The 24,851-nt window shown below is 63.3% G+C and carries 27 protein-coding genes; 13 read left to right on the forward strand and 14 right to left on the reverse strand.

Annotated elements, in window-relative coordinates; translation table 11 throughout:
- The first annotated feature begins 16 nt into the window (after window positions 1-16).
- On the forward strand, window positions 17-691 hold the full coding sequence (locus HNQ60_RS20820) for a lysoplasmalogenase (RefSeq protein WP_184334705.1): 675 nt from the start codon (window positions 17-19) through the stop codon (window positions 689-691).
- On the opposite strand, the gene HNQ60_RS20825 is transcribed toward HNQ60_RS20820, so the two are convergent.
- The 4 genes from HNQ60_RS20825 to HNQ60_RS20840 are packed head-to-tail and all read right to left on the reverse strand — an operon-like array spanning window position 625 to window position 4,865.
- Window positions 625-1,785 (reverse strand): HupE/UreJ family protein, encoded by a 1,161-nt coding sequence (locus HNQ60_RS20825; protein WP_184334706.1) that lies wholly within the window; start codon window positions 1,783-1,785, stop codon window positions 625-627. The genes HNQ60_RS20820 and HNQ60_RS20825 overlap by 67 nt on opposite strands.
- Window positions 1,782-3,074: a tetratricopeptide repeat protein gene (locus HNQ60_RS20830; RefSeq protein WP_184334707.1), complete on the reverse strand. Its 1,293-nt coding sequence runs from the start codon at window positions 3,072-3,074 to the stop codon at window positions 1,782-1,784. Before HNQ60_RS20830 ends, HNQ60_RS20825 begins: the two co-directional genes overlap by 4 nt.
- Window positions 3,049-3,342, reverse strand: a complete 294-nt coding sequence (locus HNQ60_RS20835; protein WP_184334708.1) for a hypothetical protein — start codon at window positions 3,340-3,342, stop codon at window positions 3,049-3,051. Before HNQ60_RS20835 ends, HNQ60_RS20830 begins: the two co-directional genes overlap by 26 nt.
- A gap of 14 nt (window positions 3,343-3,356) precedes the next feature.
- Window positions 3,357-4,865 (reverse strand): DUF4331 domain-containing protein, encoded by a 1,509-nt coding sequence (locus tag HNQ60_RS20840; protein WP_184334709.1) that lies wholly within the window; start codon window positions 4,863-4,865, stop codon window positions 3,357-3,359.
- A gap of 206 nt (window positions 4,866-5,071) precedes the next feature.
- On the opposite strand from HNQ60_RS20840, the gene HNQ60_RS20845 reads away from it, so the two are divergent.
- The 9 genes from HNQ60_RS20845 to HNQ60_RS20885 all read left to right on the forward strand — a co-directional run bounded on the left by HNQ60_RS20845 (window position 5,072) and on the right by HNQ60_RS20885 (window position 13,414).
- Window positions 5,072-7,126 carry a TonB-dependent receptor gene (locus tag HNQ60_RS20845; RefSeq protein ID WP_184334710.1) on the forward strand — a complete coding sequence of 685 codons (2,055 nt, stop codon included), beginning with the start codon at window positions 5,072-5,074 and terminating at the stop codon, window positions 7,124-7,126.
- Window positions 7,127-7,193: 67 nt separating this feature from the next.
- Complete coding sequence (locus HNQ60_RS20850) at window positions 7,194-7,790, forward strand: sigma-70 family RNA polymerase sigma factor (protein ID WP_184334711.1); 597 nt, start codon at window positions 7,194-7,196, stop codon at window positions 7,788-7,790.
- On the forward strand, window positions 7,787-8,461 hold the full coding sequence (locus tag HNQ60_RS20855; protein WP_184334712.1) for an anti-sigma factor: 675 nt from the start codon (window positions 7,787-7,789) through the stop codon (window positions 8,459-8,461). The genes HNQ60_RS20850 and HNQ60_RS20855 overlap by 4 nt, the downstream gene beginning before the upstream one ends.
- A gap of 124 nt (window positions 8,462-8,585) precedes the next feature.
- Window positions 8,586-9,173 (forward strand): RNA polymerase sigma factor, encoded by a 588-nt coding sequence (locus HNQ60_RS20860; protein ID WP_184334713.1) that lies wholly within the window; start codon window positions 8,586-8,588, stop codon window positions 9,171-9,173.
- Complete coding sequence (locus HNQ60_RS20865) at window positions 9,170-9,658, forward strand: cupin domain-containing protein (protein WP_184334714.1); 489 nt, start codon at window positions 9,170-9,172, stop codon at window positions 9,656-9,658. Before HNQ60_RS20860 ends, HNQ60_RS20865 begins: the two co-directional genes overlap by 4 nt.
- A gap of 128 nt (window positions 9,659-9,786) precedes the next feature.
- Window positions 9,787-10,617, forward strand: coding sequence for a DUF3750 domain-containing protein (locus HNQ60_RS20870; RefSeq protein WP_184334715.1), 831 nt, complete (start codon window positions 9,787-9,789; stop codon window positions 10,615-10,617).
- Between the two features lie 12 nt (window positions 10,618-10,629).
- On the forward strand, window positions 10,630-11,553 hold the full coding sequence (locus HNQ60_RS20875) for an acyltransferase (protein ID WP_184334716.1): 924 nt from the start codon (window positions 10,630-10,632) through the stop codon (window positions 11,551-11,553).
- Window positions 11,554-11,758: 205 nt separating this feature from the next.
- A complete protein-coding gene (locus HNQ60_RS20880) occupies window positions 11,759-12,112 on the forward strand; it encodes a YciI family protein (protein ID WP_184334717.1) in 354 nt (117 codons plus the stop codon).
- Between the two features lie 54 nt (window positions 12,113-12,166).
- Window positions 12,167-13,414, forward strand: coding sequence for an RNA polymerase sigma factor (locus HNQ60_RS20885; protein WP_184334718.1), 1,248 nt, complete (start codon window positions 12,167-12,169; stop codon window positions 13,412-13,414).
- 58 nt (window positions 13,415-13,472) lie between these two features.
- On the opposite strand, the gene HNQ60_RS20890 is transcribed toward HNQ60_RS20885, so the two are convergent.
- On the reverse strand, window positions 13,473-15,503 hold the full coding sequence (locus HNQ60_RS20890; protein WP_184334719.1) for an amidohydrolase family protein: 2,031 nt from the start codon (window positions 15,501-15,503) through the stop codon (window positions 13,473-13,475).
- Between the two features lie 195 nt (window positions 15,504-15,698).
- Window positions 15,699-16,064, reverse strand: coding sequence for a DUF805 domain-containing protein (locus HNQ60_RS20895; protein WP_184334720.1), 366 nt, complete (start codon window positions 16,062-16,064; stop codon window positions 15,699-15,701).
- Between the two features lie 215 nt (window positions 16,065-16,279).
- Between HNQ60_RS20895 and HNQ60_RS20900 the strand changes: the two genes are divergently transcribed.
- Window positions 16,280-17,476, forward strand: a complete 1,197-nt coding sequence (locus tag HNQ60_RS20900; protein WP_184334721.1) for an MFS transporter — start codon at window positions 16,280-16,282, stop codon at window positions 17,474-17,476.
- 72 nt (window positions 17,477-17,548) lie between these two features.
- Here the strand turns inward: HNQ60_RS20900 and HNQ60_RS20905 are convergent, their stop codons facing one another.
- The 7 genes from HNQ60_RS20905 to HNQ60_RS20935 all read right to left on the reverse strand — a co-directional run bounded on the left by HNQ60_RS20905 (window position 17,549) and on the right by HNQ60_RS20935 (window position 23,170).
- Window positions 17,549-18,424 (reverse strand): MmcQ/YjbR family DNA-binding protein, encoded by an 876-nt coding sequence (locus HNQ60_RS20905; protein WP_184334722.1) that lies wholly within the window; start codon window positions 18,422-18,424, stop codon window positions 17,549-17,551.
- A 238-nt stretch (window positions 18,425-18,662) separates the two neighbouring features.
- On the reverse strand, window positions 18,663-19,151 hold the full coding sequence (locus HNQ60_RS20910) for a nuclear transport factor 2 family protein (protein ID WP_184334723.1): 489 nt from the start codon (window positions 19,149-19,151) through the stop codon (window positions 18,663-18,665).
- 288 nt (window positions 19,152-19,439) lie between these two features.
- Window positions 19,440-19,916 carry a DUF6644 family protein gene (locus HNQ60_RS20915; RefSeq protein ID WP_184334724.1) on the reverse strand — a complete coding sequence of 159 codons (477 nt, stop codon included), beginning with the start codon at window positions 19,914-19,916 and terminating at the stop codon, window positions 19,440-19,442.
- Window positions 19,917-19,925: 9 nt separating this feature from the next.
- Window positions 19,926-20,498 (reverse strand): DUF6644 family protein, encoded by a 573-nt coding sequence (locus HNQ60_RS20920; RefSeq protein ID WP_184334725.1) that lies wholly within the window; start codon window positions 20,496-20,498, stop codon window positions 19,926-19,928.
- A 244-nt stretch (window positions 20,499-20,742) separates the two neighbouring features.
- Window positions 20,743-21,201, reverse strand: a complete 459-nt coding sequence (locus HNQ60_RS20925; RefSeq protein WP_221304350.1) for a DUF6152 family protein — start codon at window positions 21,199-21,201, stop codon at window positions 20,743-20,745.
- Between the two features lie 13 nt (window positions 21,202-21,214).
- Window positions 21,215-22,279: a hypothetical protein gene (locus tag HNQ60_RS20930; RefSeq protein WP_184334726.1), complete on the reverse strand. Its 1,065-nt coding sequence runs from the start codon at window positions 22,277-22,279 to the stop codon at window positions 21,215-21,217.
- Between the two features lie 12 nt (window positions 22,280-22,291).
- Window positions 22,292-23,170 carry a hypothetical protein gene (locus HNQ60_RS20935; protein WP_184334727.1) on the reverse strand — a complete coding sequence of 293 codons (879 nt, stop codon included), beginning with the start codon at window positions 23,168-23,170 and terminating at the stop codon, window positions 22,292-22,294.
- Window positions 23,171-23,501: 331 nt separating this feature from the next.
- On the opposite strand from HNQ60_RS20935, the gene HNQ60_RS20940 reads away from it, so the two are divergent.
- Both HNQ60_RS20940 and HNQ60_RS20945 read left to right on the forward strand, forming a co-directional pair.
- Window positions 23,502-24,032: a hypothetical protein gene (locus tag HNQ60_RS20940; protein ID WP_184334728.1), complete on the forward strand. Its 531-nt coding sequence runs from the start codon at window positions 23,502-23,504 to the stop codon at window positions 24,030-24,032.
- Window positions 24,033-24,061: 29 nt separating this feature from the next.
- On the forward strand, window positions 24,062-24,268 hold the full coding sequence (locus HNQ60_RS20945; protein ID WP_184334729.1) for a SlyX family protein: 207 nt from the start codon (window positions 24,062-24,064) through the stop codon (window positions 24,266-24,268).
- Between the two features lie 54 nt (window positions 24,269-24,322).
- On the opposite strand, the gene HNQ60_RS20950 is transcribed toward HNQ60_RS20945, so the two are convergent.
- A complete protein-coding gene (locus HNQ60_RS20950; protein ID WP_184334730.1) occupies window positions 24,323-24,739 on the reverse strand; it encodes a DUF4168 domain-containing protein in 417 nt (138 codons plus the stop codon).
- Between the last annotated feature and the right edge of the window lie 112 nt (window positions 24,740-24,851).

Genomic DNA, 24,851 nt, shown 5'->3' on the forward strand with positions numbered 1-24,851 from the left:
AGCGGGAGTTCCGTCAATGAATGCGACATCGTCCACGCGCTTCGGCCTTTTGTTCTTTGCTGCATTCGCCGCAGGCGCGTTGTACACGCTGCTGCTGCCCTGGCAGCCGTATCCAGGCTCGGTGGTGCTGAAGACCGCGATGTGTGTGCTGCTCGCGGGGTATGCGTGGCAGGCGCAGCAGAAGCTGCTTGTCGCCGCGTTGCTGTGCTCAGCAGCGGGTGATGCATTTCTCGGCATCGACGGCGAACGATTGTTCGTGCCCGGTCTGGCCAGCTTTCTCATTGCGCACGTGTTCTATGCGACGATCTTCGTACGCAGCGGCAGCCCGGTGCTGTCGCGTCGTCGCAAGATCGTCTTTGCAGCGATCGTTGCGTTTGCCGTGGGCTACGCGACGATCCTGTGGCCAGTGCTCGGCGCCTTGCAATGGCCCGTCACCGCGTACATGACGGTGATCACGGTGATGGCATTGTGCTCGCTGCGGATGCGATCGCCGTTGCTGCCGCTCGGCGCGATCCTCTTCATGATCTCGGACAGCCTGATCGCGCTGGGGAAATTTCTCTCGGCCGCCGAATGGCTCGGGCCCTCGGTCTGGATTACCTACGCAGCCGCTCAACTGCTTCTCACCTACGGATTGGTCGGCAGGCCCGTAGAGGCCACCATCACCGGGAACGCGCGCGTCACTGCCCAGTAGATTGCAAGGCAGCCGATTGCGGTTGCACCTGCAGGAAGCGCGACTCGCCTGTAGAACGCAGTGCTGCGCATCAGATAGACGGCGGGCATGACGACGGCAACGATGGCGAGCTGGCCGAGTTCGACGCCGATGTTGAAGCCGATCAGTGCTTCGAGCAGATGTCCTGCGTCGAGACCCAGGTCGGCGAGCACGGCGGCGAAGCCGAGGCCGTGAATCAGCCCGAAGCCCAGCGCCAGCAACCAGCGCCGCTCCCGTACCACCGGGAAGAGAATGTTCACTGCGCCGAGCAATACCGTCAGCGCGATGAGCGACTCGACGAGGCGGCTGGGCAGATTGACGAGCCCCAGCGCCGCGAGCGACAGCGTGAGTGAGTGAGCAAGAGTGAATGCGCTGACGACCTTGACGATATCGATCGCGCTCTCGCGCAGTGAAGCGCGCGGCTGCCAGCTGCCATTGCGGAACACGACGACCGAAGGCAGGAGCAGGGTGAACAGGAACAGCAGGTGGTCGTAGCCCAGCCAGATGTGACGTACACCCTCTGCAACGAATGCGCCCAACTGCTGCCATCGATCCGGTCGCGCCACATCGAGCTGCTGCTGGATGCCGCTGTTCTCAAGCACGGCGGATTGCTGATTCGCCGATGACTGAAGGCTCAGGAGCCCGCGGTGATTCGGGTCGAGCCCCGACAGCAGCGAGTAGGCGATGCCGATCCTCTCAGCGTTGCCAGCGCAGTCGGCGTTGAATTCGATCACTGCATAGGCGCCGTCGACATGTTCATCGACGAGGAGATTGCGCGGTGAGATGCTGCAGGCCTGCGCTTCATCGCTACCGATGCGTCGCAGTTGCAGATGCGAGAAGGCGTAAGCATGAATGGCATTGGCGCTGCGACGCGTCTCGCCCCAGGTGATGCTGCCGTCGGCATTCGTGTCCAGGCCGATCGCGAAGTCGAGATCGCGCAGCGCAATATCCCACCGGCCCTGAATGCTTGTGTCAGCGAGTGACAGGGTGAGGTAGCTGTCGCTCGGCTTGTGCGCAAAGGCACAGAGCGGGGCGCAGGCCAGAAGCGCGAGCAGCCAGCGGGTGTGACGGCTCATCTCGTTTCTCCGGGAGGCAATCCGAGCAGCGCATCTTCATAGTGATTTCGCACCAGCCAGTCTTTGAGCGCGGTTCGCGCGTCTGTGTCGGCTGCGCTCGCTCGCCAATAAATGCGTATGTCGGCGGGCTCGCGTTGCGTCTTCCAGTTGAGTCGGGCGGTATCAAGTGCTGCTGTCGTGTCGCCGCGGACTTCCAGGAGGTACCGGGCGATTTCGCGCAGGTGGAGCGTGTCGTTGTCGCGCTGGGCTGCGCGATAGCGAGCGTCGTAGGCGACAACCCAGCACGGGTTGTCGTCCCCGGGAACCGTCTCGTCATTCCCGCGCACGCGGGAATCCATCCGTTTGGACAAGATGGATTCCCGCTTTCGCGGGAATGACGACGCGGCGGTCGAACACGTCTTCCCCAGGCGATGCTCCGCAATCGCAAGTCGCAACAGCAACGCATCCTGCCCCGCATCCTGTTCGAGCAGCGTCATCACTTCGTCGTACCGCGCTTCACGCAACAGCAGGTCGGCCAGTTCGCCTTTGGCGTAGCTGTTGACGGAGTCCGCTGCCAGCGCCGCTCTGAAATACCGTTCCGCTGTCCGCGCTTCATTCATGCGCACGGCCATCTCGCCGAGCACACTAAGCAACCAGCTGTGAGTCGCGGGATCATCAGGAGGAGATGCGTCCACCATCCGGGAGAGCGACCGGAACGACGGATGGAGGTGGCCGCTCATGCTCTGCGCAGCAGCGATGCAGCCGAGAGCGACAGTTGCGTCGACGAGCCGCAGCAAAGGAGTGCACGTGGACCGCGCGCCAGTGAAATCGCCCTGGACTTGCAGCAGTGCAGCCTTCGTCAGCCACGCTTGCGCATTCTGTGGTTCCGCAAGCAGCGTTCGATCGAGAAGTGCTTGCGCTTCGGAGAAGCGATGAAGTCCCTGTAAGGCGGTCGCCATCATTACGCGCGTTTCGGCGCGAGCTTCGGGGCGCTCCATCCACGGCGCGAGCGTCGCTTGCGCATAAGAGAAGAATCGGGGATCGCCATCGCGACGCGCGAGGTCGAGCCAGGTGCGGGCAAGGCGCAGCGCGGCGTCCTGATCAGTCGGTTGAGCTGCGATTGCCTCACGCTCGGATTTCAACTGCTGAACCGCACGAGGCACGGTTGCGAGCACGACGTCGTCGCTCGCAGGCCGATAGGGCTCAGCCTGCGAGAAACCGCAGAGAGCGAGCAGCAAGGCGACGGACCGCCATGGAGCGGTCCATCGCTGGCCTGCAGCGCTGTTACGGCGATGTGGCAAGGAGGTCATCGTAGACCGTCTCGCTTTCGCCATCGGGAAACACCCAATCGATCTTCTCGATTTCGACCGGGTCGGCGCTCTCCGTCATCGCCGTCACGGTGACCTGATCACGCGTGAAGACGGTGAAGTTGGTCTGCGAGACCGGCGGCGGTGCAGGCGGCGCGGGCGACACAGGTTCGTCGCCGCTTCCTCCGCTCCCGCTTCCGCCGCCGCAGCCCGTCAGAACGACGGCCAGTGCTGCGGTGGCAATTGCCACTGCGTGTTGCAACGGTTTCATGATCGTCTCCTTCTTCAGTACGCAGCTTCGTTCGGTGAACCCGGCAGCGGTGTTGCGAGGTACGGGAACGTATCGAGATAGGTGTCGGCCGCGAAGACCGCGCCACTCACCATCGACGTTGCTGCCGTGGGCCCGGCTGCACGCGATCCGTCCGTATACGGAATGCCGTTGTTCGGATCGGCCGTCTGATCCCCGCACTTCAACGCGGCGCTGCAGAGCACGCCCTGCGCAACGCGCAGTTCGATGTCGACGACGTCATCGACCGGCCGGCGTCCATTCGGGAAGCCTGCGTTGTCGCCGCCGAGAACGCCCAGGTCCTTCTGAGCCGCAACCGGTGTCGGTGCGATCGACGTGTTGAGTCGCAGCATCTCGGCTGCCCTCACATTCGCCGGCTGATTCAGACCGGGCACGCCGGTGAGGAATGCCGCCACGAGATCGTTGCGCGGTGTCTGCGGAGGAATCGCCGCATTGCCGAACAGCACGTTGAGCAGCACCGGCAGCGTCGGATTGGTCACGTACGTCGCGAACTGCCCATCGTCACGCGGCTCACTGCCGTTGAAGCGATCCTTGTCGGGCAGGCCGACGACGACCTCGTTCACCAGCGGGCTGCCGAGGCGGGAGACCTGAGTCCAGGCGCCGGCTTCGACAGTCGTGCGCCGCGGGCTCGAGGGCTTCGGATTGATCAGCCGGACCTGTCGCAGGCTGGCCGTCGTCCATCCGCCGATGACCGGTTCGCTGCTGCGAGTCAGGCAGCTGATCGGCACTTCAAGAGCGAGCGTCGTGACGTTCTTGTCGGCGATCGTGTTGGGCTCGCCATCACGAGGGCCGGCGGGATTGGTGTTCACGAGATCGAACACTTCACCGAGATTCACGACGAAGCCTTCCTTGCGCTGCCCGGCGAAGACCCGCGCAGGCGTGCTGCAGCCGGGAATATTCGCCGAGTAGATGAAGTTGCCGGCGTAGCTCGCGTAGTCGGGGATCGACTTGTTGCCGATGTTGTCGGCGGGCTTCTGGAAGCGGTCGCCGCCCGACGTGGCGTTGCCGAGAAGCTGCGGAATGCTTCCGCGTCGATTGCCGCGCACGATCGCCACGCTGTAGCTCTGCGACATGTTGAGGTTTGCCGCATTCGTGTCCACCTGGCCGATGTTGATCAGCGGTACGGCAACGTTCTTGCCGCCGGCGGGCACAGTGAGGTTCTTGTACATGTCGTCGAAGCGGAACTGGAATGTGATGTCTTCGCGCGCATCGCCGTTGTTGTCGATGTGGATTTCGTACAGCGCCTTCTCGTCGAGGGCGAAGTAGTTCGGACCACCGTACGCGTCCTGCAGCGGCAGGTAGTTGGCGATCAGCGTCACGTAGCCCTCGCGACCTGATTCGTAGCTCCGGAACATGTAGAAGTCCGTGCCGTCGACTCTGGGCGTGCCGGCGATGAAGGGTGCTTCGCGATGGCTCGAGCCCAAGGCGAGCAGAGGCAGCGTGGCTGCCGTGAGAAACAACGCGATTCGAGGCAGAGGCGTTTTCATGACGAACTCCCTTTGTGAGCTGGAATGAGCTGCTGCTGTGGGCAGCGCAGGGAGTCATACGAGGGCAGCGGTGGATCGGATTCATGCACTTTGGGGAGAACGACGTATGGCGCGGTGCATCGACCGGTTTCAGGCTCACGCCTCGCATCCGATTCGCGGATCGATTCGTATGCATGGAAGCGCATCAATCCGAACAGGGGACAGCGATGAGATATCGAGTTGCGACTGGTTGTGGGGCGGTGCTGCTGGCGACGTCGTCTGCGGTTCTCGGCGGTGGCATTCCGACGTCGGTCCTGGAGGAGGTGACTGTCGTCGGCCAGTTGGCGCGCCTCAACGGCAGTCCGGTGTCGGCAAGCCAGGGCGTCGTCACCAGCGAGCAGCTGGAGCTTCGCCCGACATTGAGAACCGGCGAGATGCTCGAAGTCGTGCCTGGCCTGATCGTCACGCAGCACAGCGGCGACGGGAAAGCGAACCAGTATTTCCTGCGCGGCTTCAACCTGGATCACGGCACCGATCTCGCCACCAGTGTCGATGGAGTGCCGGTGAACATGCCGACGCACGGCCACGGCCAGGGTTACACCGACATCAACTTCGTGATCCCGGAGCTCGTCGAATCGGTTGCGTATCGCAAGGGGACGTACTACGCCGAGACCGGTAACTTCTCGGCGGCTGGTGCCGTCGACTTGCGCTACCGGAAGAAGGTCGACGGTGCACTCGCCGTTTTCGAAGGCGGCGAGAACGATTTCATGCGCGGCCTGTTCGCCGCCTCGCCCGAAGTGGGCCCGGGCGTGCTGCTGGTGGGACTGGAGTACGCGCACATCGACGGGCCCTGGGTGCTCGAAGAGAACTTCGAGAAGATCAACGGACTCGTTCGCTATACACAGCCGCTCGCGACGGGACAATTCAGTGTCACTGCCCAGGGCTACGATGGCGACTGGCGCTCGACGGACCAGATCCCGCAACGCGCCGTGGACAGTGGCCAGATCGACCGGTTCGGTTTCGTCGATCCCACCGATGCTGGCGCCTCGCATCGCTACGGGCTGTCTGTCGATTGGGACGGTGCAGTGGCAGGCGGCACGCTCAGCGCACTTGCTTATGCGGTGGACTATCGGCTGAACCTGTTCTCCAATTTTTCCTACTTCATCGATCAGGAGAATGGCGACCAGTTCGAGCAGTTCGATGACCGGCGCATCTACGGCACCGACATCGCGTGGCGCAACGGCTTCGAACTCGCCGGCCGACCGCAGGAGCTGCTGCTCGGAGTGCAGGTTCGCAGCGACGACATCGACAAGGTCGGTCTGTACCGCACCATCGCCCGCGAGCGCTTCCAGACGATCCGCGAGGATTCGGTGACGCAGACGAGCTATTCCGCCTACGCCAGCATCGATACCCGCTGGAGTGATCTCGTACGCACGACGATCGGTCTGCGCGGCGATGCATTCGAGTTCGGCGTCGACGCCAGCCTCCTGGAGAACGCCGGGAGCGCCAGCGATTCCATCGTCAGTCCGAAGTTCGCGATGGTGATCGGGCCGTGGCGTCAGACGGAGCTGTTTCTCGACGTGGGCAAGGGCTTCCACAGCAACGACGCGCGCGGCACCACGATCACGGTCGATCCGGCGGATGGCGTAACGCCCGCGGATCGCGTCGATCCGCTCGTCGATGCTCTCGGCGCCGACATCGGCATACGCACGGCCATCATTCCAACGATGCAGCTGAGCGTGTCGGTCTGGTCGCTCGATCTCGACTCCGAACTGCTGTTCGTCGGTGATGCCGGAACCACCGAGGCGAGCCGTGCGAGCGAGCGACGTGGCGTCGAACTGGCGGCGATCTGGAATCCGGTTTCCTGGCTGATCGTCGACGCGGATCTGGCCTGGTCACGCGCGCGCTTCACGGACGACGATCCAGCGGGCGATCGCATTCCCGGCGCGATCGAGAACGTGGCATCGCTCGGCGTCGCCATCGACCATCCGAGCGGCTGGTTCGGGGGCGCACGCTTCCGTCACTTCGGCGAAGCGCCGTTGATCGAGGACAACAGTGTGCGCTCCAGTCCCACCACCCTGGTCAACCTGGAAGCCGGCTATCGATTCAGCAATCGCTGGCGCGTCAGTGCCGGTCTCTACAACGTCTTCGACAGCAAGGACAACGACATCACCTACTTCTACGAGTCGCAGCTCGCGAACGAGACGGAGCCCGTGGAAGACATTCATTTTCACCCCGTGGAGCCGCGGACGGTGCGGGTGAGGGTAGGAACGGCGTTCTGAAGACGCCGAGGTCACATTTTTTTGTCCCAGCCGCATCCGCTGCCGCATCTGCTACGTAGATGGATTCATGGAGGACGCACGCTCGATAGCGTCGCCGCAGCGCGGTGACACGCTCCTGACGCCGACAGGCGAGGTCGAAGCGCTGCTGGGGCGTTGTGCGCTGCACGATCAGCGGGCTTTGGCGGAGCTGTACGAAGCGGTGTCAGCCCGGGTCCTCGGCCTCCTGCTGCGCATGCTCAGGAACCGCGCTGTGGCCGAGGAGGCCCTGCAGGACGTGATGGTGCGGGTCTGGCAGCGATCGGATCAGTACGCCGCCTATCGAGGGCGGGCGCTCACCTGGATCCTGTCAATCGCACGATACCGGGCAATCGATCTGCTCCGGGCGCAGCGGCTGCAGGTCACGCTCGATGAAGTGCCCGAGGAAGCGCTGGCAGATCCGGATGCGGAGGAGTTCTCGCAGGCGGTGTCGTCGCAGCGATCACGTCGTGCACTCGACGATTGCATGCAGCGCCTCACGCCGGAGCAGCAGCGCTGCCTGTCGCTCGCATATGTCGATGGATACTCTCAGGATGAGATTGCGACGGCGATCGAGAGTCCGCTGGGAACGGTCAAGAGCTGGGTGCGGCGCGGGCTGGCAAGCCTCAAGCGCTGCATGGACGCATGAACTACAACGCGAGAGCAATCGACGAACTTGCGGCACAGTACGCGCTGGGCACGTTGCGCGGCCCGGCGAGAGCTCGCTTCGAGCGCGTGTGTCGCGACGATCGCAGGGCACTCGAAGCGCTGCATCGATGGGAGGATCGCTTGCTCGATCTCGCCGGTGCGGTGAGTCCGGTTCATCCGTCGGCTGCCGTGTGGCGAAGAGTCCAATTGCGTCTCGGGCATTCGCGCAGCGCGCGCTCGTCCTGGAGATCGACAACACAATGGGCAATGGCCGCGGGTGTTGCAGCGCTGACGGCGGCAATCGTCTGGTGGACGGCGTTGGCGCCGGCGCCGGAGATCATTGCAACGATTGCCGATCAGCAGCAGGCGCAGATGTGGCGGATCGAAGCCCGCCCCGATCGCGAGGAACTGCTCGTCGCCGCTTTGCCTGCGTTGCCGCAGGATGCACAACACGCCTATGAGCTTTGGGCTCTGCCGCCGCAAGCAGGCGGAGCCCCGGTATCGCTTGGCTTGATGCCGCAGACCGGGAGCCGCGAATTGCGCCTGACCGATGCGCAGCGTGCCGCGCTGGCAAGTGCAACGCAGGTGGCGGTCAGCCTCGAGCCGGTGGGCGGATCACCGACAGGTGCGCCGACCGGACCCGTGCTGTTCGTCGCCAGCGTCGCGAGCTGAGACCGCGATGGTCGTGGTATTCCCTTGCGATGCGATGGAGATTGCGGACGGACAATCGCTTTCGTCCGATGGACCGCGAATGCGCAGCGACTATGATCGTGCGACGCGCAGGGAGGGAGCTACTGTGGAAGCGCTGGCAGAAACAAGGCATGTCTTGCAGGGTGCGCCCACTGCTGAGCTCGTGCAGCTCATCGAGGCGATGGCTCGCGGCAACGAGCGTGCACTCGAGCAACTCTACGATGCGACGGTGGGCAAGCTCTATGCGCTGGCCTCCGCGATCCTGCGCAGTGTCGAGGATGCGGAAGAGGTCGTTTGCGCGACCTATGCCTATGCCTGGGCGAACGCCGCACGTTTCGATGATGTGCGCGGGAATGTCCTCGGCTGGCTGCTGATGCTTTGTCGCAGCCGCGCGCTCGATCGCCTGCGTCAACGACGCGCCGCACAGCTTCCTGAAGGCTCGACCGAGATCGAGAGCATCGCCGCCGAAGATGATCAGCCCGACGATCTGCTTGCGCTGCTGCAGCAGCGCAGTCGTGTGCGAACGGCGGTCGCGCAGCTCACACCCGTGCGGCGTCGACTCATTGCGCTCGCATTCCTGCAGGATCTCTCGCATCAACAGATCGCAGAAAAAACCGGCCTCGCGCTGGGTACCGTCAAGAGTCACCTGCGGCGCGCATTGGCGCAGCTGCGCGAACACCTGGAGGCCACATGAGTGCGCCGCGCCGATCAAGAACAACACGTCTGCTGGCGAACTCCGTGGAGCGTGCGCTCGTCGCCGGTGTCGCCCCCGCCGAGCTGGGGACTGAACAGCGCGATCGACTGCGCAGTCTCGTGCTCGAAAGGGCGCGAGATGCGACGCCCGAAGGCACGGTCACGCTGCGCTCGGCGGAAACACCGTGGGTGGAGTGGGGGCCGCACATTCAGATCAAGGTGCTGCGGCGAGACCCCATCGCGGGCATGCAGACGATTCTCGCGAGGATGCAGCCCGGCGGCGTGATGCCTGCCCACCGGCATCGCCGGGACGAAGAGTTCGTCGTACTCGAAGGGGAATGTCACATCGGGACGCACCGTCTCGCCGCAGGTGATGTGCATCTGGCGCAGGCCGGGTCCTGGCACGAGGCGATCACGACCCAGACCGGCGTCGTCGTGCTGCTGCGGGGCGAGTACCTGCCCGCCGACGATTCAGCGCATCCCTGATCGAGCCGGCCAAAGTCCGATCAGCCGAGCGCCAGGCAAGGCGAGCCGCGGAACGAACCCACTGACAGGCGGTCCCAATTTCGGGCACAGTGAAGCTGCTCGAAGAACTTCAAAGGCTGCTGGTTCGCATGTTCGCCACGAAACTCCGCTGGATCGCGCTGTCGGTCATCGGCACCGTATTCATTGCCGGCTGCATTACGCACAGCGCCGGCCGCGACTGGCGGACCGCTTCGCGTGAACCGGCCGGTCTCGCGCCGAGCCCGGCAACGACGCCGGAAGCAGTGGTACAGGTCTACGCGGCGCGCACGGTGAGCTGGCGCGGTTACTTCGGCGTGCATACCTGGATCGCGACCAAGCCGAGCCATGCCGATCAGTTCACCGTCCACGAAGTCATCGGCTATCGATTGAAGCGCACGGGGAACGTGGTCGTGGTCCATCACCGGCCGGCGGACGGCTACTGGTTCGGCGCCCGCCCGGAACTGCTGAGCGATCTTCGCGGCGAAGGTGTCGATGAAATCATCGGCCGCATCGAAGGCGCAGTGAAACGTTATCCGTATCCCGACAAGTATCACGCGTGGCCGGGCCCGAATTCGAACACCTTCGTCGCCTTCGTGACGCGTGAGGTACCGGAGCTGCGCGTCGATCTTCCGCCCACTGCGATCGGCAAGGACTATCTCGGACTGAATCCGCTTGCGATGACGCCGAGCGGCACCGGAGGCCAGCTCAATCTGTTCGGGCTCGCCGGTGTGCTGGTGGGTGTGGAAGAGGGTGTCGAGGTGAACCTGCTCGGACTCACCTTCGGGCTCGATCCCAAGAGCCTTTCGCTCAAGCTCCCTGTCGTCGGTCGCATCGGACCGGGCGGCGATGCCGATCCGGTGATCCTCCCTCCGGTCATCAATCCCGATACGACTGCTGCGAATGCAGCGCCGGCTGTTTCGGTCGGCGACGCCGCAGAGTAGCATCGCGCGCCAATGCGCATTTTTCTCAACCGGCTGCGGGCCGTGCTCGCACTGGTGCTGGTTTTCGTCAGCACTGTCGTTCACGTCACTCCCCTGTTCGTCGTCGCGTTCGTCAAGGCGTGCCTGCGGATCCGGCCGATCCGGCAGGTATGCGACTGGATGCTGATCGGAATCGCCGAGAGCTGGATCGCCGTGAATACGGCGATGCTTCGGCTGATGACGCACACCCGTATCACGATCGAAGTCGAAGGCCAGTTGCGATACGACGGCCGCTATCTGGTGCTGGCCAATCACCAGACGTGGACCGACATTCCGATCCTGCAGGCGGTGTTCAATCGCCGCATCCCGTTCCTGCGATTCTTCCTGAAGAGCCAGCTTTTCTGGGTGCCGCTGCTCGGACTCGCCTGGTGGGCGCTCGACTTCCCGTTCATGAAGCGCTATTCGAAAGAGACGCTGGCGAAGCATCCGGAGCTGGCCGGTCGCGACATCGAAGCAACTCGTCGCGCATGCGAAAAATTTCGCCACATTCCCGTGTCGGTGATGAACTTCGTCGAAGGGACGCGGCTCACGCCCGCAAAGCATCGCAAGCAGGAATCACCGTATCTGTATCTGCTGCGCCCCAAGGCCGGCGGCGTCGCCTTCGTCATCAACGCGCTGGGGGATGCGCTGCAATCCGTGCTCGATGTGACGATCGTATATCCCGGTGGGCGCTCGACGATGCAGGACCTGTTCGGCGATCGCATCCCCGAAGTGCGGGTGCATATTCGCGAGCTGCCGATTCCCGAAGCGCTGAAGAACGGCAGCTACGAGAGCGATCCGGCGGTTCGCGAGCAGGCGCAGGCATGGATCAACGGTCTGTGGGAAGAGAAGGACCGGCGGATTGCCGGGATGAGAACACCGGCGCAGCCGCCGCGGCGGCCGTCGCCGTTTGGGTGATGCCGTCACTCCCGCGAACCGCGTCCGTCACTCCCGCGAAAGCGGGAGTCCATTCCGGGATTTCAGAGGGATTCCCGCTTTCGCGGGAATGACGTCTTTCCGGGCGTGAGGCCCATGTCGATTTTCCCAACCCCCGTTCGTCATGGCTGCGAACCGGGCGATATGCAGCCCGCGGTTACAATCCATCGCTTCAGGAGATCCCGCCATGAGATCGTTCTTCGTCCTGTTCCACGAAACCCCCCGCACCCTGACCGAGATGAGCCCCACCCAGATGCAGGAGGTCATCGCGCGGTACAGAACCTGGTTCGACCGGGTACACGCCGCGGGTCACATTGGCGTGCGGGCCAAGCTGAAGGATGACGGCGGCAAGCATCTGAACCGCGAGCGCGCCGCGATCGTCGCCAGCGATGGGCCGTTCGTCGAAGCCAAGGACGTCATCAGCGGCGTCTTCGTTCTGAACGCTGCGAGTCACGAAGCAGCCCAGGCGCTGCTCGCGGATTGCCCGCACTTCGATTTCGGCTGGATGGAAGTGCGCGAGATCGACTTCATCAAGCAATAGGTCTTTGCGGAGGCAGGCTCACGACGCCGATCGTGAGCTTGCTTCGAATCGCCCATGAGCACCGAACATGCTCTGATCGCCGATCTCTTCCGTCACGAAGCGGGCCGTCTGACTGCGCTGCTCGCGAAGCGCGTCGGTGCCTCGAAGCTGGACATGGTCGAAGATGCGGTGCAGGACGCGCTCGTCTCGGCGATGCGCACATGGCCGCTGCAAGGGATTCCACGCAATCCCGCCGGTTGGCTGCACACCGCTGCGCGAAACGCGCTCATGGATCGGTTGCGGCGGTCGCGGTTCGAGGTGCCGGGCGATGTAGAGACTGAGCTGATCGAGGCCGCCGACACATCGTTTTCGTCTGAGGCGGCGCTGCAGGACGAGTTGCTGAACTTGATTGCGTATTGCTGTCACCCAGCGTTGTCGGGGCCGGCGCAGATCGCACTCACGCTGCGCCTCGCATGCGGCTTGAGCGTGGAGGAGATCGCGGGCGCCCTGCTCACCAGTCCCGATTCAATCGCCCAACGCATCGTGCGTGCGAAGCGTGAACTGCGCGATCTCGAGATCTCCCTGGAGTTGCCGCCGGCACGCGAGCTGGTGGAGGAACGACTCCCGACGATCCTGCACGCGATCTACCTGCTGTTCGATGCGGGCTATCTCAGCAATCATCACGAAGAGTGGCAGCGGCCTCTGCTCTGCAAGGACGCGCTGCGGCTCTCGAGAATCCTCGCGGCGCATCCTGCGACGGATGAACCGCAAACGCATGCGCTCGCGGCGCTGCTGCATTTCTGTTCGGCGCGCCTGCCCGCGCGTTGCGATGACGAGGGGCGGCCTGTCCCGCTGGCGCGACAGAATCGGGAGATCTGGGATCGGGGATTGATCGCCGAAGGCTTCCGGTACCTCGATGCGGCCATCGGCGGCGACACGATCTCGCGCTATCACATCGAAGCCGCGATCGCTTCGCTGCATGCCCAGGCCGACAGTGTCGAATCGACGGACTGGGCCGGCGTTCTCTCGCACTACGACGCGTTGAGCGAGCTGTACCCAAGCCCGGTCGTCAGTCTCAATCGCATCATTGCCATGCGTTATGCGCACGGCGCGGACGCCGCGATGGATGAACTGACCGCGACGGCATCACTGCGCGATCTGCAGGATTCATTGCTGTATCACGCGACGCTCGGAGAGCTGCATTCGGCGCGAGGCGATACTTCGCAGGCTGCGGCTGCGTATAACGCGGCTGCGGAGGCGGCGGGCAACGATGCGCTCGCAGTGCTGTTTCGGGATCGTGCGCGTGACTTTGATCGCGGCTGAGCGCACGGCGTTGCTGCTCTAGTTGTGGGTCCGACTTTAGTCGGACCCACAGTCAGAATTACTTCACCGATGCGGCCACCACCGTCGGCGCTTCCACGAACGGCTTGATGCCGAATTTCGGATAGATTTCGCTCGGGAAGTACACGACGCCATCCTTCACGACCATGCGGATGGTCTTGATTGCTTTCAGGTCGGTGGTCGGGTCGCCCGGGATCAGGAAGAAGTCCGCGAGCTTGCCTTTCGCGATGGAGCCGAGCTGCTGATCCTGGCCGACGTACTGAGCCATATCGAATGTCGCACGCTTGAGGATCTGTGCTGGTGTCATGCCGGCGCGCTGATACAACTCGAGTTCGCGGTGGTACGTGAACGAACCGCCGAGGTCCGTTCCCGGCACGATGAAGACGCCGCGCTCGTTGAGCGTCTTCACCGTTGCGATGATCTGTTCGAACGCACGGCGGTAAGCCTTGCCGTCGGCGGGCGCGGACGCGTCGATGAGTGCCTGCTTCGAGTTGCGTTGAACGCCGATCGGCATGTGATCGAGATAGTCGACTGCACCGGGCGGAACCTGGCCGTTGCGGTTCTGGGTCAGCGCTTCGTGGATGGCGACCGTCGGATCGATGGCGGTCTTGTGCGCGACCATCAGGTCGATCGTGCGCTGAACAGCGGGACTCTTGAGATCGAGTTCGGGCAGTCGCTTGAGAGCATGCAGACGCAGCAGCGTGCGCGTGTCTTCACCGGGCTTCAGCACCCAGCCGAGCATGAACTGATTGATGTGCGTGATTTCGTCGTAGCCCGCTTCGATCATCTGATCCGCTGTCGCGAAAGCGGGTACGTGGCCGGCGACGCGCAGGCCAAGCCGATGAGCTTCCTTCACGACGGCAGGCACCCACGCGGGATTCATGCTGTTGTAGACCTTGACCTGCCAGAAGCCGCGCGCGGCGTACCAGCGCACTGCGTCGACGGCTTGCGCTTCGCTTTCGACGACGAAGCCGTTGTTCGCGCTGAAGGGGCTCTTGCCCTCGATGAAGCCGCTGCGGATGACGCGAGGTCCGGCGAGCGTGCCGTTCTCGATGTTGGCGATGAGCTTCTCGAGCACTTCGTTGTCGTTGCCCATGTCGCGAACGGACGTGATGCCCGCGAGCAGGTTCATGAATGCGTCCGATTGCGAGATATGCGCATGCATCTCGTACATGCCGGGCACGAGCGTGCCGCCCGCGCCGTCGATGGTGACTTCACCCGGCGTGGCCGGGCTGTCGAGCGGCTCGACTGCGGCAATCGTGCGACCGTGGACAACGACGCTGACCGGGTCGGTGAGAGCAGCCTTCGCAGGATCGAATACGCGAACGTTGCGAATCCGGACAGGTGATTCGTAGCGATGAGCCGAGGCCTTCTGGATCGCGACGAAGCGCTCGGCGGACCATTTCGCGGCGAGCGCACGCAGGCGTTCTTCTTCGGCTTCGTAGCCCGCGCGGATGATGATGAACTCCGGCGTCAGGAACGCGAACATCTGGCCGCTGCTGTCGAGCAGCACGTCATCCGGCTGCAGGTCGATGCCGCCGACGGAGTAAGCATTGACCTCCGCGGTTGCGCCGCTGGCGTTGCGGACCGATACGGCTTCGCCCTTCTCGAGGCGCAGCGTGCCGGCAGGAAGCGCGGGCAACTGGCCTTCAGGAGCCTTCAGCAACGCACGTGCGTAGAGGCCGAGTGACCACGGGCTTGCACTCTGCGCAACGTAGATCGAAGGCTGCTTGATCGTCGCGCTGCCCTTGCCCGTCGAATCGGTCCAGCTCGCCTTGCTGCCGGCGAGACGGAAGTTCTCGTCGACCTTGTTGCCGAACGTCGTCGTGCCCTTGACCGTCCAGGCCGTCGGAAATCCCGCGCCATCGAGGCGGACCGTTTCGGCCATCGTCGGCCCGCGCCCGTTGTTCTTGAAGTCGAAATCGATCTTCGTCGTATCGCCGTCGGTGCTCGTCTTCAGATGACCGACGTTCTTGCCGCCGAAGATGACGGTGAACGTTTCGGTACTGGCGTTGGCGGCGGAGGCGGCGAGGAAGGAGGCAAGCAGCAGGGCGAGTGCGTTCAGTTTCATGGATGTCGTGACCGGCCAGGAAGGCGAGGGGGTCACAACCTATCATCGAACTCGCCGGCGAGCATCCGTCGGCGGAGGCGCCGCGGTTGTATACCGGCGAAGGATGAAGCGGTCGAGCGATGAGCGGCGAGCCGGAACCTGGCCCTCTTGCTGTGGGTCCGGCCGAAGCCGGACCCACAAGGAGATCTCACCGCATCACTGTCCCTTCGGATTCGGTCCGAAGCGATTGTCGCCGGGCGTGCTGTCCATGACGAAGAAGACGATGAGCACGATGACACCGATGAGCGGAACGAGCCCGATGAGGAGCCACCAGCCGCTGCGATCCGTGTCGTGCAGGCGACGCACGCCGACCGCGATGCCCGGAATGAGTACGAGCAGCGTATAGATGCAGCCCAGCAGCCCGATGCCGTAAGTCATGTTTACGGTGCCCAGCATGCTGTCGACGATCGCGAGGACGATGCTTGCAATGAAGTTGAACAGGAAGAAAAACCAGTACTCCTTGCGCCGTGCCCGGCCGCTGAACACCGCGTACTTCTTCAGGACATCAAGATACCAGTTCATGCATCTCTCCCTTGTCGCTTGTGTTGTTGATATTTGCGAGCCCCAAGGCTTGAAAAGGCTTGGCTGCCGAGGGCTTATAACAGGACTTGCCGCCGAACCCCAGCGGCGCAAAGGGCTGTTTCGCCTTTCCCGATGGCTGCCTTCGCCACATCCCGTGGCTGTTTGATGGATCGGCCTATCGCGCCCGCTCGGGCCGGCATGATGAAATCGGCCCCATGAATACCGCTGCGGAGACTCACTACCGGCCGGAGGCGACCGCGATCGCCGTGCTCGGTGCGCTCAGCTTCTGCCATTTCCTCAATGACATGATGCAGTCGCTGCTGCCGGCGATGTATCCGATGCTGAAGACGGGCCTGGCACTGGATTTCGGGCAGATCGGTTTGATCACACTCGTGTACCAGCTCACGGCTTCTCTGTTCCAGCCGCTCGTGGGCCTCTACACGGACAAGCGGCCGCTGCCCTATGCGCTCGCGTGCGGCATGGGCTTCACGCTCGTCGGCTTGCTGCTGCTGTCGAAGGCGGCGAGCTTTCCGATGCTTCTCGTCGCGGCCGCGGTCATCGGCATCGGTTCGTCGATCTTTCACCCGGAATCGTCGCGTCTCGCGCGACTCGCATCGGGCGGCCGGCATGGATTCGCACAATCGTTCTTCCAGGTGGGCGGCAACGCAGGCACTGCCGTCGGCCCGCTTGCCGCGGCGTTCATTGTGCTGCCGAACGGTCAGCGCAGCGTCGCGTGGTTCGCGCTTGCAGCGATGATCGGCATCGTGCTGCTGGCGAAGGTTGGCAGCTGGTATGCGCGGCACAACGAGCGTCAGGCGACACGCAAGCAGCCCGTCGCTACGACGCCCCCGTTCAGCCGCGGGAAGGTGTTCACGGCGCTCGCGATTCTGGTCGCGCTGATCTTCTCGAAGTATTTCTATCTCGCGAGCTTCAGCAGCTATTACACGTTCTACCTGATTCACAAGTTCAACGTGTCGGTCTGGACTGCCCAGGTGCACTTGTTCGTATTCCTTGCAGCCGTGGCGGCGGGCACGTTGCTCGGCGGACCGATCGGCGATCGCATCGGCCGCAAGTACGTCATCTGGTTCTCGATCCTGGGCGTGCTGCCATTCACGCTGATCCTTCCTCACGTGAACCTTTTCTGGACCGGCGTGCTGAGCGTGCCGATCGGACTGATTCTCGCGTCCGCATTCGCGGCGATTCTGGTTTATGCGCAGGAATTGGTGCCCGGCAAAGTCGGCATGATCTCAGGCCTGTTCTTCGGGATCGCGTTCGGCATGGGTGGCCTCGGCGCCGCGGTGCTCGGCCATCTCGCGGACGTGACGAGCATCGAGTACGTCTACGGGTTGTGTGCGTATCTGCCGATCATCGGCATTCTGGCGGCGTTCCTGCCCAATCCGAAGAGGGCCTGAGAAAAGAATTCTCCACGGGGCACACGGGGAGTCACGGGGAAGACGAAGAGGAACAACGTATCGGAAGCTCTTTCAGGATCGGCGGGTTTTGCGATTTACTGTCTTCCCCCGTGCACCCCGTGTCCCCCGTGGAGATCTTGTTCCGCTTTTTCGCTTTGGGGCTGCAGTCTCCAGCGACGGGTGCGCATCCAGGGCCGCCGCCAGCCGCTTCGGCGCGAAGTGCCGATAGCTATTGAGCATCAGCCCGCGGATCTCATCCCAGTTCGCGTCCTTCGTCACGTCGATCGAGATCCAGCCGTTGTGGCCCATGTAGGGCGGAATGCTGTAGCGCTTGTCGCTCATGTAAAGCGATTGCTGCTCGACGCCGACCCAGAACAGCAATGTCAGGCGCTCGCGACCGTGACCGGCGCAAACGAACGTTTTCTTGCCGACGCGCCATACAGGCACGCCGAAGGCGCTGGACTCGTTCGTCCCTTGAAGCTCCAGACACATCCCGCGCAGCTTATCGAGCAGGGTTCGCGCGCGTTTGCTCTGCAGCGGATCGATGTCTTCGGGTTTGAGCTTCGCGGTCGGGGGCTTGATGTCGATGGTTGCGCCTAACGTGGCCGACAACGCCCGCGGAGCGACCTTCTCATAGGCTTCGCGAACGAGCTTCGCAACGCGCTTCCAGGAAATGCCCTTGTCGAGATTCACGCCGAGCCAGCCGCGCGGGCCGACGTAGGGCGGCACGAAGAAGTGCTTCGGCTCTTCTTTGGTGTAGAGCGCCTGCGCGCCGGCAGGAGAGCTCAGCCACAAAGCAATCCGGCCGTCGCCGTGATGATTGACGCAGTAGGCCGCGAAAGTCTTGCCGCGTACCCGGAAGTTCGGCGAGCCGTGCGACAGGAATTCTTCGGCTTCAGGCAGCCAGAGGCAGACTTCGCGAACGGCTGTGCCGATGTCCTTGGGCATGCCGCGAGGCTACTCCGGCGGTCCTCGTGGTCGCAAGACGGGAGAGGAAGAGGAGGTTTCACACGGAGTTCACGGAGATTGGGCCTGGTCTCCCTGTGGGTCCGACTTCAGTCGGACGTCATCGCGCGAGCGACAGCTCCAAGACTCGCAGCCGGACGGCAGCGAGGCGTCGCTGTCGCGATGACGTCCGGCTAAAGCCGGACCCACAGGCATCTCTCCGCGTGAAACTTCGAGGCGCTTACTTCGGCGCCTGCTGAGCCGGGGCAGTCGGAGCCGCTGCGGCGTCGCGAGCGATCGTGCGCTTCGAAAAGCGCCAGCCTTGTGCCGTCTTCACCAGCGTGTCCTTGTAGACGCCGGTGCTGAAGATCGTCTTCGTTACCGAGTCGACCAGCATCAGGTACACGCTGCCTTCGGCCTTCGTCGAGTCGCCGGTGATGCGCAGGTTCGAGTTCCAGTGACGGCGCGGGGTGCCGCCCATGCGCTCATGCCACTGCTTCACGAAACCAGCGAGTGCTTCGTGGCCGGTGAAGCTCAGGAAGTTGCCGTCCGGCGTGAATGTGTTCGCCCAGCCGGTGGGGTCGTTGAAGTCGATCGCGTGGTTGTACGTTGCGTACAGCTGCTCGATCTCGGCGTAGTCCTGCGCGGTGAGCGGATCCGCGTGAGAGAGCTGCGGCATGAGCATCGCGGCGAGCACTGCCGCTGCGGTGGCGAGCATTCCGGTTTTCATCATTTCCCCTGGTTCGTCGTTGTGGAAGAAAAAAGTCAGAGCGGAGTTTCACACGGAGTTCACGGAGTGCACGGAGTCAGAGAGGTGACTTTTCGCCTTCTATCTCCGTGCACTGCGTGAACTCCGTGTGAAATCCGGCTCCGGTTTCCTGTCAGCCGTACGCCAGTCGCAGCATCTCCATCACACCCCGGATCTGCACGATCCAGTAGATGGCGGCGGTGAGGATGATCGCGACAGAAAACGCGGCGGCGATTTTTTCACGCAATCCCATGAGCGGCGTCCTCGAGATCAGGAGAAACCGATCCAGCGGCCGCAGGCGGCGACCGTGAACCAGACGGTGATGGAGGCGATTGCCACCAGCTTGAGCAGCCAGGGCGGCAGCAGCGAATGATCCTTCCTGAGCAGAGGGCGCTTCACCGCGAACACGAACAGGATGCCGGTCGCGAGCGCGGCCATCTTGGCCCAGTAGAAATCGTTGTAGTACGCCTTCATCGCGACGCCGGCGACCATGAAGACGCCGGAGAGAAGGATCACGGCAAGCGCGACTTTGAACCACTTGTGCGCGCCTTCGGAGACGACATTCGAGGGCACGTCGCGCAGCGCCACGTTGAGCAACCGCAGATCGGTGATGAGCACGGTGCCGCCGAGCAGCGCCATCGATGCGAGGTGCACCGTCTGCGCCATCGCGTAGACGCCGCCGTAGGATTTCGCAATGTGGCCGAGCGTCGAACCCTCGAGCCAGGTGAAGAATGCCATGACGTCCATCGCGGCCTCCTAATGTGCAGCGACGTCGGCTACGCAGCCGGCCGCCCAGTTGAGGAACGCCGACTGATCCTTGCCGCAGTCGAACCAGTCGTAAGCGATCGCGCGGCCTGCGAAGATGATCGCGATCCACAGCGTGAGCGACAGCCCGGCGCCGATACGCACGTTCTTCGGCGGCACCGGATCGAGATCCCACGTCGGCTTCGCGGCCTTCATGCGGTTGCGGAAGATCCAGGCGTTGATGCCGGCCGCAATGAGCAGGATGACTTTCAGCCGGAACCAGACGCTCTGCGTCGTGCGCACCGGAATCGCGTAGAAGAGCAGCAGGCCGGTGATGATCATCACCGTGAAGCCGATCATCATCGGCAGATCGAGGCGCTCCGCGATCTTCGAGGCCGGTACGTCGGTCAGTGCGACGCCGAGCATGCGCAAGTCGATGACGAACAGCATGCCGAGGAACACCGTCAGCGTCAGGACGTGTGTCGTCTCGATCCAGTTGTACATGTAGAACGATTCGTGCAGGCCGGTACTCCATTGCTGGGCACCGAGCCATTGCGCGAACGTGAGCAGAACTTCATTCAGCACGCGTATGAACCTCGCTGACCGGGCCGGCACGAAGGCCTGTGATCGTTGAAATCGTGGCCCGGTAAAGGACGGCGGCAGTATACGGGCGCCGCTGCGCGGGCCCCATCGGGGCAGCGTGAAGAATTATTCGCGGTTTGAAGGGAAGTGCAGTCGTTCGTGAATGCGACTGCGAGTGAATCAACGAAGCCGTCCCTGGCTTCGTTGGCAGCGGGCCGGAAGGGGGCCCGGCCGCTGCCGCCATGCGTTACTGCTTCGACGCGTCTTCCGGATCGCTGCCGTCCTTCGGCGCGCCCGTGCCCGAGGAGCCCATGAACAGCTTGCGGCCATCGGGGAACGTCACGTCACGGCCGTTCGCGCGACACTTCGGCTTGCACAGCCCGTCCTTCGACTGGTAACCGCGAACGACGATCACCGTGCCGATGGTGAGCGAGTCCTTCGTGATCCCGCGACGCAGCAGCGTGTTGGGCGTGCCGCCTTCGACCATCCAGCCGGTCGTCGTGCCGTCCGTGTTCTTCACATCGATATGAATCCAGGCGTGCGGGTTGATCCATTCGATGCGCGTCACCGGACCGGTCAGGTTGACCGGACGGTTGCCGTCGAACTCCGCCGCAAAAGCGTGATGCGCCACGGAGGGCGCGGACCCGGCCATGAGTCCACCCAATCCGGCCGCAACCACACCGCTCAGCAACAACTTGATGCGCATTACATTCCACCTCTCATTTCGAGCCATCTTTTCCGGCTGCCGCCAGTTTTTCCTGTTCGCGCGCACCGGCGAGAATGCCCGGCAGGGCATAGTTGCCTTCGTGACACGCGTATTCGTACATCAACTCGTCGGTCCTGTGCATCGCGACCTCGCCGCTGAAGGCCTGCGTGAACGCTTGTCGGTCCTCGACAGTGAACCGGTATTCGATCGTGTCCGGGCTGACACGACGGAAGCGTTCGGTCACCTTCACGTCCTTCGTCGCGCCGCGGAAGCTTTCCTTGTCGGTGAAGTTCGTCGTCTCGACGACCAGGGTGTCGCCTTCCCAGCGACCGATCGAATCGCCCATCAGCTTGCGCACGTTCGACGGCACATGCTGGCCGCCGAGCCGCACGATGCGGGCGTCGTGAACCATCTCGACGAGAATCACGACCGTGTCGCGGTTCTGAACGATCTGATAGTTGTTGTTGTACAGCACCGGCAGCATCGGCGGACCGGAGCTGGACCCGAAAGCGAGCAGACAACGTTCGCCCAGCGGCCGCGCCTCGGGCCCGTCGTAGTTGCCGCGCATCTTCATGCGCTCGGCCACCACTTTCTGACGCTCCGGCGTCAGCGGCGGCACCTTGCCGTTCGCGGGCTCGACGAGGAGCGACGTGCGCTTCTCGCCGCCGATCGTCGTCACCTGCGATCCGCGATCCAGCCAGAAATTGTTGTAGCCGCAGGTCGCACCGGTGCCGCTGCGGCACGTTGCGAATTCGTCCGGCTTCGACAGGTCCGTGGGCCTGGAGCGCTCGTCGTTGTACTGAACTTCCGCGTGTTCCAGCTTTGCTGCCTGTTCGGCAGTCAGAGCGCGACTATCGCCAAACTCCGCGGGTCTTTCGAACGGCGTGATCGTCGCGTTGGTCCAGATTCCCTGCAGATCCGGATGACCGTCCGCGGTACGCGGAAGCTTCCATGCCGACGTCCTGCCCGCGCCTTCGCCCGCAAGCGCTTCAGGCAGCGCGAGAAGGCTCGTCATCACGAGCAACGAAGCGGCGCCCGCAAAGCGGGCGCCGTGTGAGGGAAGGTGTCGGAACGTCATGGCGCGAGCGCCTTATTCCGTCTTGCCCTTTTCAGCAGCAGGCGCTGCAGCGGGCTTCTTGCGGTACTCGCCGTACATCAGTTCCTCGACGAACTCGACGCACTTGAACTGACCGAGCTGCGCATTCGGTTCGACGCGGCGATACAGCGGCATGCTGATCTTCCACGGCCGCGTGAAGACATTGGGATCTTCGATCGTAGCTTCGTACAGCAGATGATCCGGACCGCGCTGCGTGTAGCGCTCCGTCACCTTCAGCTTGTCGCTGTGCCAGTTGCCGGCGCGATCGAACCAGGTCTGGTCGTTGAAGCCCGTCGCTTCGATGACCAGTGTGTCGCCTTCCCATTTGCCGGCGGACTGACCCATCCACGAGTCGGCGGGCGGCGGACCCGGATCTTTCATGTAGATGTTGCGGACGGCACCGGCGTACTCGTAAGCGAAGAACACGTGGTCCTTGCTCTGCACGATCTGGAAGGGATACGGCATGTACGTCGCGCGGGGGACGCCCGGCAGGTAGCACTTGATCTCGGGGTCGCTCGTGAGCCAGTTCTTCTGGTTCTCTTTCTTCTTCTCGAGCGCTTCGGGCTTGTACGGAATCGTGCCGCCTTCGACGACGCCGAGGCCGAAGGGCACGGAGCCGACGGCGCCGAGCGCGACGACCTGGGGAGCGGGCACCGGGACGAACTGGCCTGGAACCATCGCCATCGCAGCGCTCGCGGCATGCGGTTCGAGGTTGAAGTTCGCGCTGTTCATTGCCTGCCAGATGCCGTTCAGATCCGGCTTGCCATCGGGCAGTCGCGGACCTTTCGCCGGTGCATTCGCAGCAATCGCCGCCGAATGGATCACCGCAGCCGCAGCGGCTGCCAACAGGACGCGTGAGAATGCACTTCGCATTTAGTTTCCCCCAGGACGTGCGGAACCAGACTCTATGGGCAATTCAGGGACTTATGGGTGTTCTTCCCATGCGTGCCGTGAGCCCTGACGAGGTGCGTAACTTGGCTGAACTCAGGGCAACAGGCGAGTTCATTTCTGTAAAGAATGGTCATGGCGTTAGCGGCTTTTTATAACGTTTAGCTAACACTACGTAACGTGCGCACAGCGTAACTCCCGGTTAGATTCCTTGCACCCGCCGCGCGAGCGTTGCGTCAAGGATCGACGTGTCGGGGGTTTTCGAAAATTTGTCAACGGATCGCGCCAGCGGTCCCATCGAGAGGTTGGAATGCGAATGATGAGCCCGAGTGGAACAGCGCGCCTGATTTCCCTGAGCGGCACGGCGCTGATCGTCGTGGGTATCGCCGGCTGCGGCAAAGCACCCGCTCCGGCTGCCGCGCCGCCGCCCTCGGGCGAGGCGCATTTCGTCGCGACTGCCGACATGAAACAGCTGATGGCCTGGATCATCGATCCGAGTGCCGACGTGGTGTGGGGTGCGGTGGGCTCCGTGATCACCGAGAACGGCCGCGAGGATTTCGCTCCCAAGACCGATGAGGAATGGGCCGCCATCCGCAACGCAGCCGCGACCGTCGCCGAGGCCGGCAACCTGCTGATGATGCCGGGCCGGGCCGTCAACCAGGACGACTGGATCAAGAAGAGCCGGGCGCTCATCGACACCGCGACGGTCGTCATCCGGGCGGCCGAAGTGAAGGACGCAGACACGCTCTTCACCGCCGGCAGCGACATGTACCTGGCCTGCTCGGCATGCCACGCCGGCTATGTGTTCGGCGGGCCGGCCGCGACCCAGGAGCTGCCATCGCAATGAGCCCATTCGCGATCGGCTAAGATCGCGGGATGAACGATGACGTCGTCGAACGCCTGGAGCTCAAGCTCGCTTTCCTGGAACGCGCCAACCAGGAGTTGAGCGACGTCATCTATCGCCAGCAGCAGGAAATCGATGCGCTGCGCCAGCACTTCAAGGAACTGCTGGAGCGAGTGGACGCCTCCAGGGAGGAGGCGACGAAGTACACGGCGGAGCAGGAGAGGCCGCCGCACTACTGAGCGGTTCGTCACTCCCGCGCACGCGGGAGTGACGTAAATCAGCGGCTTTCCCTCCTAGCCCTTCGCTCTCTTCTGCACCTTCTCCACCACGCGTGCCCTGAGCGACATGTCCGTCGTAATCAGATCAGCGATGCGGTTGAATTCCTCGACCTGCAATCCTTCCCGCTCCACTGCTTCGATCATCTTTTTCTCAGCGGTGGCCTTCACGGCCGTCGCTTGCTGTTCATCCGTGGTGCTGGTGAGTTGCTGCGTGGCCTGGGCCTGGATCTTCTGGACTTCGACGAAGGCGGCGGCGAACTGGTCCACCTTTTCCTCGGCGATGGCGGCGGAAGGCGCGGAATCGGTCTGGGGCACCGGCATTTCAGCGGGCGGCGGTGCTTGGTCCGGCGTTTGAGCACGCAATGAAGGTGCGATGGCCAGCAGGGTGCCGGCGGTCAATGCGGCGCAAGCGGTACGGATGATCAACGTCATGGCGTTCTCCTCGGGGGCAGTGAGATCGGATGCGCAGGTGCGCATCTACCATCGCCAATCCCTGAATCGACGTGAGTGTTCCGTCGAGCGACGAACGAGCGCGCACAGCGGT

Origin of the sequence: Povalibacter uvarum (assembly GCF_014202975.1) — a bacterium.
Classification (GTDB): domain Bacteria; phylum Pseudomonadota; class Gammaproteobacteria; order Steroidobacterales; family Steroidobacteraceae; genus Steroidobacter; species Steroidobacter uvarum.